This is a genomic window from Halodesulfovibrio sp. (assembly GCF_025210605.1).
Classification (GTDB): domain Bacteria; phylum Desulfobacterota; class Desulfovibrionia; order Desulfovibrionales; family Desulfovibrionaceae; genus Halodesulfovibrio.
In genome coordinates this window covers 154372-172000 of record NZ_JAOARI010000017.1, presented here as the reverse complement: position 1 = coordinate 172000, position 17629 = coordinate 154372, and the positions used below count along the sequence as shown (strand labels likewise).

Annotated in this window: 12 protein-coding genes and 1 tRNA gene; 2 read left to right on the top strand and 11 right to left on the bottom strand. The window is 43.9% G+C overall.

Annotated features, from left to right (window positions below; translation table 11 throughout):
* Nucleotides 1-22 precede the first annotated feature (22 nt).
* From N4A56_RS06275 to polA, 5 genes are all read right to left on the bottom strand, one after another.
* Nucleotides 23-289 carry a DUF1844 domain-containing protein gene (locus tag N4A56_RS06275; RefSeq protein WP_293670698.1) on the bottom strand — a complete coding sequence of 89 codons (267 nt, stop codon included), beginning with the start codon at nucleotides 287-289 and terminating at the stop codon, nucleotides 23-25.
* 11 nt (nucleotides 290-300) lie between these two features.
* Entirely contained in the window at nucleotides 301-1461 is a 1161-nt protein-coding gene (locus tag N4A56_RS06270) for an alanine--glyoxylate aminotransferase family protein (protein ID WP_295545845.1), read from the bottom strand.
* 691 nt (nucleotides 1462-2152) lie between these two features.
* A complete protein-coding gene (locus N4A56_RS06265) occupies nucleotides 2153-3820 on the bottom strand; it encodes a methyl-accepting chemotaxis protein (protein ID WP_295545843.1) in 1668 nt (555 codons plus the stop codon).
* 453 nt (nucleotides 3821-4273) lie between these two features.
* Nucleotides 4274-5461: a class I SAM-dependent rRNA methyltransferase gene (locus N4A56_RS06260; protein ID WP_293670694.1), complete on the bottom strand. Its 1188-nt coding sequence runs from the start codon at nucleotides 5459-5461 to the stop codon at nucleotides 4274-4276.
* Nucleotides 5462-5557: 96 nt separating this feature from the next.
* A complete protein-coding gene (gene polA, locus N4A56_RS06255) occupies nucleotides 5558-8197 on the bottom strand; it encodes a DNA polymerase I (RefSeq protein WP_295545839.1) in 2640 nt (879 codons plus the stop codon).
* A 489-nt stretch (nucleotides 8198-8686) separates the two neighbouring features.
* On the opposite strand from polA, the gene N4A56_RS06250 reads away from it, so the two are divergent.
* A tRNA-Glu gene (locus N4A56_RS06250) sits at nucleotides 8687-8764 on the top strand.
* 232 nt (nucleotides 8765-8996) lie between these two features.
* Here N4A56_RS06250 and N4A56_RS06245 read toward each other — a convergent pair.
* On the bottom strand, nucleotides 8997-9830 hold the full coding sequence (locus tag N4A56_RS06245) for an EcsC family protein (protein WP_295545837.1): 834 nt from the start codon (nucleotides 9828-9830) through the stop codon (nucleotides 8997-8999).
* Nucleotides 9831-10447: 617 nt separating this feature from the next.
* Nucleotides 10448-11662: an NAD-dependent epimerase/dehydratase family protein gene (locus N4A56_RS06240; RefSeq protein ID WP_295545835.1), complete on the bottom strand. Its 1215-nt coding sequence runs from the start codon at nucleotides 11660-11662 to the stop codon at nucleotides 10448-10450.
* Nucleotides 11663-12016: 354 nt separating this feature from the next.
* Here N4A56_RS06240 and N4A56_RS06235 point away from each other — a divergent pair, with 354 nt between their 5' ends.
* On the top strand, nucleotides 12017-13012 hold the full coding sequence (locus N4A56_RS06235) for a Stealth CR1 domain-containing protein (RefSeq protein ID WP_295545833.1): 996 nt from the start codon (nucleotides 12017-12019) through the stop codon (nucleotides 13010-13012).
* A gap of 25 nt (nucleotides 13013-13037) precedes the next feature.
* Here the strand turns inward: N4A56_RS06235 and N4A56_RS06230 are convergent, their stop codons facing one another.
* The 4 genes from N4A56_RS06230 to N4A56_RS06215 form a co-directional block, all read right to left on the bottom strand.
* Nucleotides 13038-13748: a DsrE family protein gene (locus N4A56_RS06230; RefSeq protein ID WP_295545830.1), complete on the bottom strand. Its 711-nt coding sequence runs from the start codon at nucleotides 13746-13748 to the stop codon at nucleotides 13038-13040.
* Nucleotides 13749-14074: 326 nt separating this feature from the next.
* A complete protein-coding gene (locus N4A56_RS06225; protein ID WP_295545827.1) occupies nucleotides 14075-15748 on the bottom strand; it encodes an FmdE family protein in 1674 nt (557 codons plus the stop codon).
* Between the two features lie 30 nt (nucleotides 15749-15778).
* Nucleotides 15779-16657 carry a formate dehydrogenase accessory sulfurtransferase FdhD gene (gene fdhD / locus N4A56_RS06220; RefSeq protein WP_295545824.1) on the bottom strand — a complete coding sequence of 293 codons (879 nt, stop codon included), beginning with the start codon at nucleotides 16655-16657 and terminating at the stop codon, nucleotides 15779-15781.
* A 16-nt stretch (nucleotides 16658-16673) separates the two neighbouring features.
* A complete protein-coding gene (locus tag N4A56_RS06215; RefSeq protein WP_295545823.1) occupies nucleotides 16674-17609 on the bottom strand; it encodes a formate dehydrogenase accessory protein FdhE in 936 nt (311 codons plus the stop codon).
* Nucleotides 17610-17629 lie beyond the last annotated feature (20 nt).

Here is a 17629-nt window from a genome sequence, read left to right as displayed (position 1 = left end):
GCATAATACCTTGTTTTGGTTGTTACTTGGTTTTCATTACGTATTTCATGCGTAAATCATAAAGCAGTGTGTCGAGCAGCTGCTTTTCGTCATTTTCTAAGCAGGATTTTGTTTTTTCCTGTAGCATAGATAAAATATCAATTGAGTGCTTGGCTGCAAGCAGGTTTTCCATCATTTGCCCGCTTTCAGGGTCAGCTACTTCTCCAAGCTGTACCAGCGCTGAAGAACCAATAGAAAGAATAAATGTAGAAAACGTAACCTCTGGCATTTCGGTATGTTGATCCGCCATTGCCTGCTCCTTTATAATATTTCTGAATCGTTCAGTGCACTGTGGTATGCGTGCAGACCTTTTTCAAGATATCCAGACGTAATTGAGCCGCCGCAAGCTTTGCAGCCTTCTGCAAATGCATGCAGACCGGCAGCAAGGTCTGCCCAGTCGACCCAGCCCATATGCCCGATACGTACAAGACGTCCTTTCATATGCGCTTGTCCTCCAGCGAGCGTAACACCAAATTGTTCTTTTGCGTATTCCAGAACTGCGCTGGCATCGACATTTTCCGGCACTAAAACACTTGTAAGACCCCAAGTGAAGTGGTCTTTAGCAAACAGCTCAAGTCCCATTTCTACAATGGCAGTACGCGCCATCATGGTTAACGCCCACTGTTTTCTGAAAACAGCATCAAATCCTGTTTCCTCAAACATTGCAAGACTTTCGTTTAGCCCAACAATAAGGTTTACCGGCGTTGTAAATAACGTCTGGTTTTGCAATGTTTTTTGCTTTTCTGCACGCAGATTGAAGTAGAAGCAGGAAGGAGTTACTGATTCTGCTTTTTGCCATGCTTTGTCACTGCATGCGATCAGTCCTAGACCCGGAGGAAGCATAAGCCCTTTTTGAGAGCCGGTGAGCAGGCAGTCTATACCCCATTCATCCATGCTACACGGAGAAATGGAAACAGCAGAAATACCATCCACGACAAGAAGTACATTTCGGTCTTTTGTAACTCCGGCAATTTCATCGACAGGGTGTAAAACGCCCGTGGATGTCTCTGAAAGCTGCACAAGAACGCCTTTGCAGTCTGGATGTATGTCCAGCATGTTTGCAACGGCTTCCGCAGTAACAGCTTCGCCCCAGTCAAGTACAAGCTTTTCAACAACTACATTGCTGGCGTTGCAGATTTCGCCCCATCGCTCGCCGAATTTGCCAGCCTCAATTACAAGGACTTTTTCGCCTGCTGCAAACAGGTTTGTTACAGCCGCTGTCATGACACCAGTGCCTGAGCATGCAAGCGGCATTACAGGCTGGGTCGTACCGAATAATTTTTGTAACCGCTGCTGAACCTGTGCCATAATGGCTTTGAATTCAGGTTTGCGGTGATGGATCATGTCTTGCGCAAGTGCGAGACGGACACGTTCTGGAACCGGAGTTGGTCCCGGTGCTAACAACCTTTTTTTGTTACGCATGATCTTCTCCGCAATTGATTGTAAATACTAATGTTACGTGGGTTAAGAAGTGGAAGAGTCTTTTTCTGTGGTCGTACGGTTTGCGGCAACAGGAAAAATGTTTCTACTTCTATTGTTGAGTATCTTGCTGACTGTACCTTGGCAGCGCAAAAAATAAAAGTCGGGATACGAGTGTAAACAACGACTTTTTGTGTATCGGAGGTCTGTACGGCATACATTCCAGTGCTTCGGGCTATAACTAATGCAATGGTATGTTGCGAGATACGAACGCACTGACTTGATACAACAAATAGGGGAACTAGGGAATTAGACGCATCGCGGGCGTTCAAGCTGATTTGCAAAAATTGAGCTGGTTGCTCGGAAGCGCTAAGGGGCTGTGTTGCAACCTTTTGCTGTAATGACTTTTTTGAATGAGTTATCAGCAAGAAATTTGTTTGAGGTAACGCTGCTACATTCTCACTTCTGTTGTATACGAAAAAAAGCTGTCTGAAATTGCTGCGTGTATAATCTAGAAATGCCCCCAAGAGCTTAGGGCTTTGGAATAAAAAAACTGGCGGATGATACATCCGCCAGTTTATAAGATTGATGTATTCAATCTTTAATGAGATGCCGCATTGTTGTGTAAGGAGAGGAGGGGTATGGGAGCAACGCTGCTGACATCATCTCGGGCGTTTATTTTTTGAGTAAAAATTTATTCTGTGCGCAATGAATCTACCAGCGTGTTGAGCTGCCCAGCCTGCTCGGCAATTCGGTTGATTGCCTGAGTAGAAAGTGTAACTTCTTCAGCAGTCTGTTTTGAAATAGTACTTATTTCTTCAATTGCTCTGTTAATATGGTCGCTTGCCTCAGATTGTTCATCACTTGCTGTAGCGATTTGGCGAATTTTCCCTGAACTTTCGTCAACAAGTTGAACAAGTTCACGTAAATTTGCGCCAGCTTTTTCTGCTAGCTGTGCCGTGGAGCCTACCACCCCTTTTGCTTCATTCATTTGCGCCACATTGTTGTTTGTGAGCTTTTGGATGGAACCGATTGCTAATTCAACTTCTTTAGTTGCTGCGACAGTTTTTTCTGCAAGTTTGCGCACTTCATCAGCGACAACAGAGAAGCCGCGCCCTGCTTCGCCTGCTCTGGCAGCTTCAATTGCTGCGTTCAACGCTAGTAAGTTTGTTTGGTCTGCAATGTCATTGATGACATCAATTACCATACCGATACCCTGCGCTTCTTTTCCCAATAGTTCGAGAGCATCGCGCATTGCTTCAGCATGTTTTGTGATTTCAACTACAGAGCCGATAACTTCCTGCATGGTTGTTAATCCAGATTCCGCAACATTGAGAGCGTGTTCAGCATTTGTCGCAGTGGTAGAGGCGGTACTGGAAATGTCTAGAACCGACGCGTTCATTTGTTCCATCGCGGTGGCAGTTTCTATTGTTCGTAAACGTTGGGTTTCCGCCCCGGTCACAACGTGTTCAACCTGTATAACAAGCTCATTACTCATGGCTGATATTTGATTTGAAGAATCTTCCAGAGTGGCTGCAACGTTGTGTTTCGTTCTTGTTTCTGCTTGCTCGGATTGGCGTTGAGCTTCTTCAGCGTGTTGTTTTGCTTCTAGTGCTTCTTTTTCATTACGTTTGGCTGCATCAACTTTTTCCTGAAGCCTTTCATTGAGGTCAGTAATTTCTGCGAGCCCTTCGGTGACTTTTTGTTGGAGGTATTTTTTTTCTTCTTTGGAGAAGCAGCAGAACGCCATGAGAATAGGGAAGACAAGTAGGAGTAGGACAACGCCTTTAACAATCTGTGCGAGTAACTTTTCAAAAAGTAGATCGTTTACGGTGTCCATTTTTATGTCAGCACCAGTAATATAGCGGGTTCCGTCAGGTGCTGTGCAGGGAATGAATACAGAGCGGAAATTGCCGTCACTATCTTGAAAATTTTCAAATGCAGGCTCATTGCTGTGAAACGTCTGTTTCAAGAGCTGGCTGGCATCGGTATATTCTGATAAATACTCATCATGATTGTCTTTTGCTATCTTCATGGGGGATGCATTACTGCTTGTATATAGCACTTTCCCATTTTTGATGATCATGGTGTATGTGAAATCCACATCAGTATTTTCAATTGCACGATCAAGTTCTTTTATTAAATTGATGTATGTTGCTTCATCTACTTTTTGTGGACTAATATTAACATGGTAGGATGTTCCCAACATTGAGGGAACTGAATATGCAGCTATTTTTAGTTTTTGATCTGTTGCAGTGAGTAGTGTCTCTTTTTCACTGATGTATTCATAACACGTGAACAGTAGAGCGCCCAGTATGTAGATAGAAAAAGCAAAAAATATTTTGAGCTTACTATTTTTCATATCTGATTCCTGCTTTATATGAAGGTTAAAGACATACTTAGATTGTAATTCATGAACAAATATCATTAAAAATAAATTTAACAATATTGTATAATACAAAATAAAAATTGAAAGATGTAGTGCTTCAAGTTTTAGTGTAAAAAATACGCAGTGTTTAACATTTTACTGACTTAGTATTATGCTTTACGGTTGGTTATAAAAAAACATTAGTAATTAAATTATATTTTTTTGTTTTGTATACTTATTTTGTAGTGTTTTTTGTTTATAGTGAAGTGTTACTGTATTAAAAAAAATGTAGATTGGCGCTTTTTGAAGATGGCATAACATAATTTGAGGTGGGCAGTCATCGCGGAAAAGTACACGTAATACTTTCTTATATGCAATAAAAACAAAAAAAGCTGGTGGAACAATGTTCCACCAGCTTTTTATCTGTATGCGTTTCGAGTAGCAGTGTTAGCTTTTGAATACTCGGACTGTGTAGCTTTTGAGGTAGTGGGTTTCTGGCATTGCAGGGTGTACCGGATGGTCTGGACCCTGATGACCCTGAATGAGAGTCTGGATGCGTGTTTTAGACTTGGATGCAGCGTGAAGCAGTACACGGTTCAAGTCTTGAGCACTCAGATGCTGTGAACATGAACAGCTTGTGACGATACCGCCATCTACAACAAGCTCCATAGCGAGCTTGTTTACTCTCTGGTATGCAGAAAGTCCTTCTTTAAAGGCTTTTTTGCGTTTGATGAATGCTGGCGGATCAACGCAGATTACGTCAAACTGCGCGCCGGAATCTTTGAGTTCTTGCAGAGTGTCCAGCGCATCGCCGTATACGGTATCTACTTTATCAGGAGAACCGTTGAGGCTGGCGTTATTCACTGCTGCATCAAGAGCGATTTTAGAAGCATCAAGGAATGTAACTTCTTTTGCGCCAGCTTTTACAGCGTTACAACCGAAGCTGCCTGCGTAGCAGAATGCATCCAGTACGCGCTTTCCATTGCAGAATGATGCAAAATCACGACGGTTGGTACGCTGGTCATAGAACCATCCGGTTTTTTGACCTTCAATCATTGGGATTTCGAATTTAACGCCGTTTTCTTCGAGAGCAATTTTCGCCGGAACTGTGCCTACTGCCTGCTCTACATAACGATCAAGACCTTCGAGCGGGCGGTTAGCAGAATCGTTGCGGAAAAGAATTGCTTTAGGGTGCAGGATATCACAGAGAACAGATGTGATCTGATCTTTCATTTTTTCCATGCCAGCAGTGGTAAGCTGTGCGACGAGAAGATCGTCGTAACGGTCAATTACCAGACCAGGGAGGAAGTCTCCTTCTGCGAAAACCATACGGTAGAATGGCTTGTCGAACATGGATTCACGCAGGGTAAGCGCTTGTGAAATACGCTTGTCGAGTAATGATTCAGTCAATCCTTCATGAGGACGATTGCTTATCATACGAGCGCAAATGAGAGAGTTCGGATTCACGTATGCAGAGCCGATAGGACGCCCTTGAGCGTTTACAACTACTGCGCTTTCACCCGGTTCAAATTCTTTAAGCGGGCTTTTTTTCGTGTCTACTTCGTTACTGAAAATCCAGAGGTGACCGAGGCGGATACGACGGTCTTCACCTTTTTTGAGAATTAATTGTTTCATCTGTTCTATCGGTTTCCTGTAAACCGTACGGTTATGTTTGGGTTCGCTTGCGCGCCCCGAAAAGGTATGCGGTGCATACTCCCAAAGGGAAAAATATTAGTGTGCTTCGTTCCATCGGTCACCGATTCCGGCGTCAACCTTGAGTGGAACTTCCATCAAGGTTTTACCGTCAGGGGCAACGTTGGACATAATTTCCTGAAGACGTTCAGCAGCAGCTTTTGCATTTTGTTCGGGTACTTCAAGTACCAATTCATCGTGAATTTGCAGAATAAGCTGTGCACCCAGTTGTTTTAACTGCTCATCATGTGCGGTTTTAATCATCGCTATTTTGATGATATCCGCTGCACTTCCCTGAATGACAGTGTTGATAGCCTGTCTGCGTGCTTGTGATTGCAGCATATTGTTACCGGATGTGATTTCCGGAAGGTATCTGCGGCGACCGGCAAGCGTTGCGACGTAGCCATGCTGCTTGGTATCTTCTTCTACTTTGTCGTAAAACTCTTTGAGATGCTGGAGCTTTTCAAAGTAACGGGCGATAAACTCTTTAGCTTCCTTCAAAGAAATTTTGAGTTCTCCCGCCAGCTTCTGCGGCCCCATGCCGTAGATCAGTCCAAAGTTGATGGTCTTGGCATCGCGTCGCTGATCTGATGTTACTTCTTCTACAGTTGATTCAAAGAGCAGCGCAGCTGTTGAGCTGTGAATATCTTTGTCCTGCTGGAATGCAGTAAGCAGTGTCGGGTCTTGTGAGCAATGCGCAAGTACGCGCAGTTCAACCTGCGAGTAGTCAGCAGACACAAGTTTTTTGCCCTCTGCTGCAACAAAACAGCTACGCATGCGTGTACCGAAATCTCCGCGTACTGGAATGTTTTGCAAGTTCGGATTGCTGGAAGATAAACGACCTGTCGCAGTTGCCAGCTGATTGAACGTAGTGTGAATACGGTCATGAGCATCAGCAAGTTTCGGAAGCGGCTCAAGGTAGGTTGAGCGGAGTTTTTCGAGCTTTCTGTATTCCAGAATAAGGTCGATAATTTTGTGCTCACCAGCTAGTTTTTCCAGCACAGCTTGTGACGTGGAAGCTTGTCCGCCACTTGTTTTTGTTTTGGATGCCAGCCCTAAGTCTTCAAATAGCACTTTGCCGAGCTGCTGTGCAGAACGAATATTAAACGGCTTGCCCGCGATGTCGTAGATGGAACGCGTCAGATTGTCGAGGTCTGCTTGCACTTCCTTAAGAAATTCTGTGAACGCTTCGCGATCAATGCAGATACCTGCTTCTTCCATCTCAGTCAGAACGCCTACGAGAGGCAGTTCAATATCCAGCATGAGAGGGCGCAAGTGTCCACCATCAAGGCTGCGTTCCAACTCTTCAGCAATGGCAAGTGCAAGGAGTCCACCGTTTTTACGGGAAATCTCCAGCTCATCAGCTTTGCGTGAGAGTTTTTTCCATGAGTAATCACGGTCTTCTGGATTCAGCAGATATGCCATAAGTCCTAGATCAAGCAATTTGTTCGGGTCAATGGAAGACCATCCTTCATGCTGATGGAAAAGAGCTTTGGCATCCGGTGTGATGATCTGCTTTGCATTCGCGCAGAATGTTGCCAGTTCATCCATTTTGCCAGCGTAGAGAAATTCTGTCTGATCAACAGCAACCAGAACGGAATTGCTTTCGGTCTGATCGGCAAGCAGTACCGCTACCCGCTTGTCTGTGCAGGAGGTGAGTCCGGTGACATCATTAGCAGACATAGCAGGGCGTGCATCCGGCTCGTCTGGTGTTGTTTTTTCTCCACCACCGAAAAGACCAAGCTGGTCTGTTGCAACTTTTTTCTTTTTTGCTTCCGGTGCAGGAGTGTCTGCATTTGAGAGCGAGTTTACTTCACGCACCAGTGCGCGCAATTCATATTCTTTGACGAAATCGAGTACTTCTTCGCGGGCAATTGGCTTCCACTTGAAATCTGCAAGTTGTTCGTTGTCGCATGAGGTTGTTCCCAGCGTAGTAAGCTTACGGAAAGTGAACATGTTCTCAAGATGGTCAGCAAATTTCTTTTGCAGGTTTGGCTTTAATTCATCAAAGCCGTCGCGGATTTCTTCTAATGTCTTAAACTGAGCAAAAATTTTGTCTGCTGTTTTAGGACCAATGCCCGGCACACCCGGAATGTTATCTGAAGAGTCACCGATAATTGCTTGATAGTCCGCCCATTGGCTTGGGAGAAGATTTGTTTCTTCTGTGAAATCTTCAAGACTGGTGAGCTTTTCCTGTTTTGCACCCGGATCCCAGAGGAATACGTTGGTGTCGAGGCACTGTTTCAAGTCTTTATCAGCTCCGACAATAACAACAGGATGATCTTTCTTGAGTCGCTCCGACAGCGCTGCAATGCAGTCGTCAGCTTCGCAACCTTCAGAAATGATGAGGTGAATGCCAAGATGGCGCACCATTTCTTTGATAGGCTCAAATTGAAGAATCAAATCTTCTGGAGTTGCAGAGCGGTTTGCTTTGTAATCGTTGTAAAGTTCATGACGGAAGTTCTTACCACGTCCATCGAGAACAAAGGTGATATATTCCGGAGACTCATCCCGCAGCATCTTCATTAAGATACGGGAAACAATAAACAGGGCGTTGGTTGGAAAACCATCCGCACGTTTAAGATGCTGCATTGCGTAAAATGCACGAAAAATAAATGCAGAGCCGTCAATAAGATAGACTGGTGGTGATGTGAGACCAAGGCGTTCTTGTAAAGACATATAATATAGATAGGTGGTTCGGGTTGTTGTAATGACAGCAGGGAAGTATCATTAAATTTATGCAGGAAAAATGCTGCCGTGTCATCAGCCTCTAGCTGTATGGTGAAAACTTCGCAAGCGCGGCGTTGCGTTGTAGAAAAAAATACGGTTATCCGGTGAAGGATGTTGAGTTCTTGAACATTCTGATGCTTTGCATGGCACAACGTGACCGCCTTCTGGTAAGTAAGACGGTGTCGATTGTCTTCGACAGCAAATGATACTCACTAAGTCTTTCGCCTGCAAACACTAATGCTTGTATTTTGAGAGTCAAATTTATTTTTTTAAAATTATCTTTTTTGAACCTAATATTTTGTTTTTAAAAGGTAAGTGTTGTAAGTGGTCATTTGTGGTGAAAATTAAATGCAAAAAAACAAAAAAATGGTTTGACAGTCAGCACTGTTTTCCATAAATACGTTTTCGCACGTGAGGGAACTCACGAAGCACTCAAGCGTCCCCATCGTCTAGCCTGGCCCAGGACACCTGCCTTTCACGCAGGCGACAGGGGTTCAAATCCCCTTGGGGACGCCAAGCAATTTAAGCTCTTACACTTTTGTGTAAGAGCTTTTTTGTTTTTGATATCCTTTTGGGTAACATCGCTGGGTAATAATTTTGCCATTAAATTTCTACTCTGAACATATCTTCTGGATCGCTCTATTGGCATCTTTTTGTATATTCCACGTTAAAAAACAAGACAGAGCCTCTAAGAGAGACTCTGTAGGCAATTATAACAAAACGAACATAATCAATAAGTGAATCAGTGTTATAATGCGCGATATGTCTCGCGAACAATTTCGGAGCCATAAGTTCGCTCAAGTTTTCGCACTATAAAATGCCCTTCTGCCATATCCTGAAAATGATCTATAAACATTGTATTAATTGCAGCTCCGCCTAAAGCTCCTACAACCGGTACTGCTTGAGCTAATACTTTTTCACTAACACTTATTCCATACCGCTCAGTAATAGACTCAATTAATTTTACCAAAACAGAACTACTATTTTTGCTAGCAACTTGCTCTGCCGCTTCATTAACTGCTTTAGATGCAGCAGCACTTGCGGCATCTGCTGCTGCAACTCGTGATGCCACTTCTGCAGTAGCTTCACTTACAACTTTTCCTAATGCATTGCGAATAGTCCAATACGAAGATTCAGCAGCATCATCACTTGCAGATCGCCCACCTAGGGCAAAGACTTTGAGACATTCAAACTTAACTTCAATATCAGCAAGAGATTCTCCATGGCTACGAGCGATGTCTGCAATTGAGCGGAGCATAATAGTAGTAGATATTGGTAATTCAACAACTAGAGCTTCAATACCCAAAAAACCTCCTACAGCGCCTGTTGTCGCTACCGCTGCTTTATGGACATAGTTTGACTTTGATTCTCCTTGTAAATCTTTCATCGAAAATAGAGCTGCATCGGCTGCTTTCTCTAATCCAACCTGCACGGTATCCATTACTTTTTTGGGTAATGCCTCTAGCCCTTTTTCAATTGGCATCCCTAAATAGTTTATAGCCTTCATTGCGAAGCCAGGATTCTCTAATATCATTTTTGCCCGCTTTAATTCGCCAATATCGCTAATAGTCATTGTATTCATTATAACTCCGACATGTTAAAATTTTTTACAAATTACAAAAACAGGATGTATAAGTAAATATACACAGACAAGATGCGTTATGTTTTTTTAAGTTTCTGAGTTTAGCTACTATTTAATGGACATGCTTTTTAAGTGTTTGCCCTATATGGCGTAGTGTTATGTGTTAAACTTCGGCTAACAGCTGGGAATATTCATCGATTCTAATGATTATAAAACGATACAGAATAAAGTAATCTTCGCGCTAAATGTAGGATAGGCGCTAGATTTATAGTGTTACCTGCCTTTCACGCAGGCGACAGGGGTTCAAATCCCCTTGGGGACGCCAAGCAATTTAAGCTCTTACACGAAAGTGTAAGAGCTTTTTTGTTTTTGAGCCGTAAACAGATGTTGTGTTACGTACTGCTGACGTATTGACCGCTCCTTCCTCTATAAGCTGTTAGGAAGCTGGCGTAGTAGGCAACAGTATGCGACGGCTAAGCCTTGATGAATTACGGTGTTTGGCTTTTAAAGAATATGTGCTTCAAGATATTCAGAGCAGAATCTTTTTCGATTGAATATCTTGAAGCTCATTTTTTATTTCATGGAATTTTTTGTGTATGGCATCGAAATGATGACGGTTATGCACTCACCGGAAGCTCACTTCCTACAGCATCAACTTCCTGGTCTTGAGACCAAAGCGAAGTGCATATAATTTTATCCATTATGCACCGTTCCTTGTACTTTTCTGCTGTTTCCGCAATTTCAACCAGTAATCCATCAGAGAGCGTGGTCGGTTCTAGACCTAATGCTCGGAATTGTTCCCGTGTGACAACAAAGTCGTTATCAGCGGCTTCAACTCGTGGATTGCGGAAGTACATAATTTTGGCGTTGGTTAGTTCAGAAACTTTCTTTGCAAGGTTTCGGACGTTATATGTCTCGGTAGTCTGGTTGAAAATTTTCACTCGCTCACCATGTTCAGGAGGATTTTCTATTGCAATCCTCAGACATTTAACGGTGTCCTGAATATGAATAAAAGGTCGAGTCTGCCCGCCTGTGCCGTACACAGTTAACGGGTGTCCAACCGCACTTTGCATCAAAAAACGGTTTAAAACAGTTCCGTAATCTCCATCATAGTCAAAGCGGTTGATAAGCTCTTCGTGGAGTCTGGTTTCTTCTGTTGTTGTTCCCCATACATTTCCTTGATGCAGGTCAGTAATGCGAATTCCGTTATTCTTGTTATAGAAGTAGAAGAAAAGAGCATCTTGTGTTTTTGTCATATGATACACACTGCCGGGCCCCGGAGGGTAGAGTATGTCAAAGTCCACGAATGTACCGTCATCTTTTGCTACTTTTACGGGCAAATATCCTTCTGGAATTGTTATGCCTGTGGTTTCGTACCCGTAGACTCCCATTGTCCCTAGGTGAACGAGGTGAACATCAAGCTGACTTTCAGCAATAGCGCATAGTACGTTATGGGTTGCTCGAAGGTTGTTGTTTACTGTGTATCGCTTGCATTTAGCATCCCGCATTGAATAAGGGGCTGCGCGTTGTTCTGCAAAGTGAATGATGCTGTCAGGCTGAAAAGAAGAAATAAGAGAATACAGTTGGTGATATTCTTCGGCGATATCGAAATTATAAAATGTAATTTCTTTGCCTGTTTCTTTTTTCCAACGAGCGATTCGTGTTTCAATAGATGCTATCGGGGTTAATGAGTTTGTTCCTAGATCAACGTCTATTTTGCGGCGTGACAGGTTATCTACAATTACTATCTCATACCCGTGCCGCGAAAGGTGAAGCGCTGTTGGCCACCCGCAAAAACCATCTCCACCCAATACAATAACTTTCTTAGCCATAGCTGCTCCTGATTGAAGCGAAATATCTATTCGTAAGCCTAGTGCTGAGTCTACCGAACTGGTGAGAGCTGCACACCGGCATATAGTTATCCGAATTACCGCGATAGAAATTTACCGATTATCTTTGTGCAAATTCTGAAAACAAACGAACGAATTTCTGAATACTACCTGATTAAATGCCATCACTTCATAAGCTAACACTGAACTAAAATAGAATTAGAAATTAAATAGTTATATCCACATCAAAAAGGGCATACGGTCATGCGCAAAATAAGAACGATCTTGTTATAAATGGATGGCTAGCTGGTGTTAGCTATAAAAAATTATGATGGGAAAAGTTAGTTGAAGGGATAGATGATGAGCTTCGATTTTCCAGTAGATGTAGTTTATACGTGGGTAGATGGTAGTGACCCTGAATGGCGTAAAAAAAAAGATTCCTACGCTCAACCTAAACAATCAGAAAATGCTTCTGGTGTGATGAGTGAGTGCAGGTTTCGCGATAATAATGAATTACTCTACTCGCTGCGATCTATTGCGAAATATGCTTCGTGGGTGAATAGGGTGTTTATCGTAACGGATAATCAGGTACCTTCTTTCATCAACGAGGAAAATGTCACCATAATAGATCATAAAGATATTTTTCCTGCCCCCTCCTACCTGCCGTCATTTAACAGTTGTGCAATTGAATTATGTTTGCCTCGCGCCACTGAAGTTTCAGAGCACTTTTTGGCTTTTAATGATGATTTTATGCTTGGAAATCGTGTGTCGAAGAGTGACTTTTTCGATAAATCAGGCGAGCCAATTATCTGGGGAGCAACAGAAAAAAAGTCTATGGCAGATTGTCTGAGAATTGATGACCAGATGAGTGATCTCGATTGCGTTTTTGCTCAAACGCGGAAGGCTTTCATGGATAAGGGGTTGGGGTTTGCACCCGTTAAGTTCAGGCATACTCCCAAGCCTATTAAAAAGTCATTAGTAAACGAAATGATAGGGCAGTTTCACGAAGAATATGAACAAACTTTGAATAATAAATTCAGGGCAAGAAACGACTTTGCCCCTCCTCTTGCCTATATCTTATACTGCCTAAACCGTAATGCAGGCGACATGGTGAATTTGGGCGGAGCCAGCAAAGTTTTTTCTCTACTCAAAAATGATTTGAAACACATTGAAACGTGTGCAGACAGCAGGCGGTATAAAAAAAGATTAGCGGCGATAAAATGGCTCAAGCCAAAGACATTCTGCATTAATGATACTGAGGAAACTACAGAAGAAGACACGCTCACAACACAAGAATTTCTGAAGTCCATGTTTCCTGAAAGTTGCAAGTATGAGAGAGCGTTTAGTGCGTAGAAGTGTGAGGTTTTGAGAATGCTATCTACACAATGAGGTATGCATATCCTTTGCGCTGGAGTTCGACCAGCTCAATAAGTCCAGAAGGAACAATACGCCCCTCAGGAATCAGGAATTCAGGGCGAAGAGCAGCTTGGGCAATAGCGTCATGACAGAGCACGATACGCAACCCCTTTGAAGCCAATTGAGTCAGTTGTTCAGCGTGTGGTGTGTCTTTTTTCAGCATGCTAATTCCAGAGCCAGTTACCACAAGGCTTGCGGAGAATTGTTGACTTCCCACTGCGGCAAAATAGGTTGTGATTTTTTTGATAGTGCTATTTATGTCAGCATTAGTAGTGTCGAGATGAAAAACAGCATCGTAGTGCATAGGGGGTCTTGAAAAAGAAGCCTTATCACGTTTACGGGTATGGTAGAACATAGAGCGTGCCTCATGGCTGGAGTAGAGAATTTGGTCGATAAGCCTATCGTGAAACTGCATTCTCGTAATCCCTCTGCGGATAAAGTAGATGCCGAGAATAAGCAGAATAGTGCTGATGGTTGCGGGTAGGATAAATACTGACAGTTGAAAGCTGTCCACAACTTTTGAAGCCATAACGAGAATAAAAGAGATGATGGTCATGGAAAACGCACATAATGCGATGCCGGAGCGTAACGTCGTGTGGGCTGTCCGTTTTTCTGACAGTAAGAGCATAAGTTTTTGAAAATCCGTCTGTGAGATTCCGTGGTTTGTGCTCATATGATGAATTATCCGTTGCGGTTGAAAGATTGTTAGCAGCTGCATCAACGAAAATGAGTACTCGTACCCAGCCTCAGTGATTTGATGACAGTATAGTATGTGCATCATCGCATAATGAATAGGATTTTTTATACATAACGCTTCTCTATGTATCGATATCTTTTGGTAAAGCAGCAGGCGGGAAATGCGGTTTTTACCTAATGACGATGTGCTTTTCAAAAGCTAGTTGGATAGACTGTAATAAATAGAAAAGGGACTCTGGATAGAGTCCCTTTTGTGGGGGAAGGTGTTCAGTGTGCCGTTGAAGACCTTGTGCTTTGCTGAAATTATTTTCCGAACGGACATTTAGGGAATGAACAGTTTGAACAGGTGAGGCACATGCTGCCTTCACCCATAGCCGCAAGTTCTTCCCGTGTAATTTGTATTCCGGCAAGAAGGCGGGGCAGGATAAGATCAAGACTTGTATTTTTGAAGAAGAGTGCACATGCCGGAACTCCCAGTAGAGGGATGGAGTCTATTTTTCCTATCAACGTCATAGCTCCGGGCAAAATTGGTGCGCCATAGAGTAGATTTTGTGCTCCGGCATCCAACAAGCCTTGCCGTGTTACATCATCAGGATCAACAGAAAGTCCCGCTGTGGTTATGATGATATTGCAACCGGCTGCAACAAACTCTTTGGCTGCATCACAAATTGCCGTGCGATTGTCCGGTACAATTGTAGAGCGATGTATATCGCCACCAAGCCCCAGCAGCTTTTTATGGATAATGCTGTGGAACTTGTCCTCAATAACACCGTTGTACACCTCATCGCCCGTAATAAGAACTCCAGCTTTTGCTGTGGCGAGCGGCAGGACTTCGAAAAGCGGGGCTTCTTGGACAACCTGTAATGCGTGCTCAAATTGGGAACGTTGCAGATACAACGGAATGGCACGGGTTCCGGCAATGTCTGTACCTTTGCGGACAATAGTGTTTCCGTTACGTGAGGCAGCCATTACACCGGAACACATATTAAATTTTTTCATGGTATCTGAGTTGACCCGCAGCAGACCTTTACGTTCTGCTATAAGAGTCACTTTACCTTCATGCGGTTCACCTTTCGGGCATACCCCTTCTCCGCACATGGCATCGGCAAACGCTTTGGCGCAATTGTCTTCGTGAACCCATTCCGCACCAATTTCGGATTCTGCAACATAGACGTTGTTTTTTCCCATTTGTTGCAATCTGCAAAGATCACCTGCTCCAAATGTGTCACCCCGTTTAAAAGCGGCTCCTTTACTTGTTTTTGGTATAATGCTTGTCATATCATGCACCGCATTTTGACCGAGTGCTGCACTTGCTGGAATGGTTTTGATCTGCTCCGGTACTGGGAATACAATGTTTGATGCAGAGGCAAGTGTTGCATGCCCTGCGTATGGAGATTCTCCCTGACAGGCTCTGCATAACGTTCCGTGGGCAGAAGGATAGGGTTCACCACATGATGAACAGGTGGTGATGCTCCCTTTGCTGCGTTTTATCAGCTTGGGCTTCGGAATGGTGATAGGAATAGTTGAAAGTATATCTGCGCCGTAGCATCCGATTTCTTTACGCAGTTTGTCAGAATCTTGTTCCTGTTTAGGTTTGTCTTTCATGAGCCATACAAGAATTTCTGAATCTTCGGGAATCTTTGTTATGTCTAACCAAACGCGCACGCCTACTCCGGTGAATTTATCGTACAGGCTCATGGCGTATCGACCCAAGTTCAAAACATTCATCCAACCATTACCGATGGTGCAGGGCGTCAGCATTTGAATTGCGTCCGGCAAACACCACGTTGTCTCAGATATGGCTTCGTAGAGAGTGCCTTCCGGCATATGCTTTCGGGCTTCTTCCACCATGTATCCGCCGATGAGCAAACCCGGTGCAGGATAGTTGTGAAATAGCGTCGCCATTTTTATAAATTCATCAAAGGTATGACTACCTATGTTTTTAAAAGCAGGTTGGATGTCGTGAGCTTGAGACATTGTGTTGCTCCAATAATCAGTGTGATGGGGTTACAAAGCGTAATTAACGGTTGTTGGTTCCCGCAGCATTTGCGGTTTTGGAGATGAAAAGCCCAGTCGTTCGCTATGGGAATAGATGTTCATGCGACCATTACGTACAAAGCCCAGCAGAGTCCTGTTGGTTTGTTCTGCAAGGCGGATTGCCGAGCTGGTTACGGCAGAGAATCCTGCAATAATCTGAGAATTAACCGCAGCGGATTTGCGTACCATCTCATGGCTGACCCGTGAGGAAAGGAGGATAAGCCGGATGCCGTGAATGTGACCGGACTGCATTGTCTGCCCGATGGATTTGTCCAGAGCATTATGCCGTCCTACATCCTCGCTATACGCAATCAGCGAAAGGTTCTTGTCGTACAGGGCGCAGAAGTGTGTTGCGCCTGTGTTGCGGAACAGTTCCTGACATGCTTCAGACTCTTTTTGCAGTCCGTAGAGTTGCGCAGGGGTGAGCATGCAGTCATGTCCAGCAAGCGTGTACATGTTCGGAAGAATACCTGAATTGTTGCCATAGCAGGAGCTACTGATGCGTACCCCCTTGCGTTGAAGGATTCGATACACACGTTTGACGCCACCTTGTATGGTAAGAGCTACTTCAGTTCCCTCCACCATACTTTTGCAATGGGCTAGCTCGACTTGTTCAGTTGTGGAAATAAGTTGTTCCGTAATGCAAAAGCCTAAAGCAAGCGCGACTTCGTTCCCCGGAGTACATTCCAGCTTAGCAATGGGGACAGAATTTAACGTGATGGCAAGCGGAGCTTCCACAAGGATGTTATCGTCCGATGGGTGTACCTTCTGTTCGCGGTATCGCAAAATAGTTCGGGTAACCATTTGTTGATGTATGGAACAGGGTTTTGCTGCTGATACGTTTGGCATACGTTGTCCTGTAAAGCTAAAAAGTGTTCCATAGACTGCGTACGAGTGGTTTAAGCTTTTTCTGTGCAGCCTGCATATCAAGGTGAATCAATGTTAATGGCGCAACTGTAAGATCCGGTGTTGTGGTAGAATTACGTAAGTCAATATTGTTGAGATACGTTTTGCATTTTTCGCAGTATTCTACGCGCTCTGCGGAATTGTCTTCTACGTGGAAGTAGTGAATTGCGCCGACTTCATCATGATTGCAAGCGGGACAGGTTCCGCGACGGAAATGCCATTCATGTGAGCAGGTAGAACAGTGCATCATTTTTTTACCGCCGCCGCCTGCGAGGAATTCGGATTGATCGGGATCGGGGCGTTGCAAGGTGCTTATATCTGGAAAAGAGCCACAGACAGGGCAATAGGCTTCTCGCCAGAAGATTTTTTCAAATGCTGCGTTATGGACAGCAACGTAGGCGCTGAGCAGGCTATGCAAAATTTGTTGTGTGATGAAAAGCAGCGTGCCGTATTCCATACCTGCTGTTGCTGCGTGTTGCGTGAGTGCAGATTCGTTGGAATCTTGTACAGCACTGAGCAGATCAGTGATGGATAGTTTTTTATCTGCAATAGCGGTTTGATAGAGCTCAACAGACTGCTGCATTGTGCCGATTTGTGATAGTGGCTCAAAGAGTCCTTCAGCGATGTCAGGGTAATAGCTTTCCGCCCACTCAAGGGACGCATCTGCCAGAACAGGCACGCCTTGTTGGAGGCGTCCTTTATGCAGGACAGGTTCAGGACAGTTTGCATCTTCTGCCATTTTTTCAGTAAGTTTTGGGATAAGTTCGGCATGGGCAGAATAGAGTGCGGAAAAATGTGTAATAAGCGTTGCAAGCGCAGGATGTCTTTCACATGCAGTATGTAATGTTTGTGAAACTGAAAGAGGGGCGGTTGAAGTAGTGGCAACATTTTGCATGAATATCTCCTATACAGGAT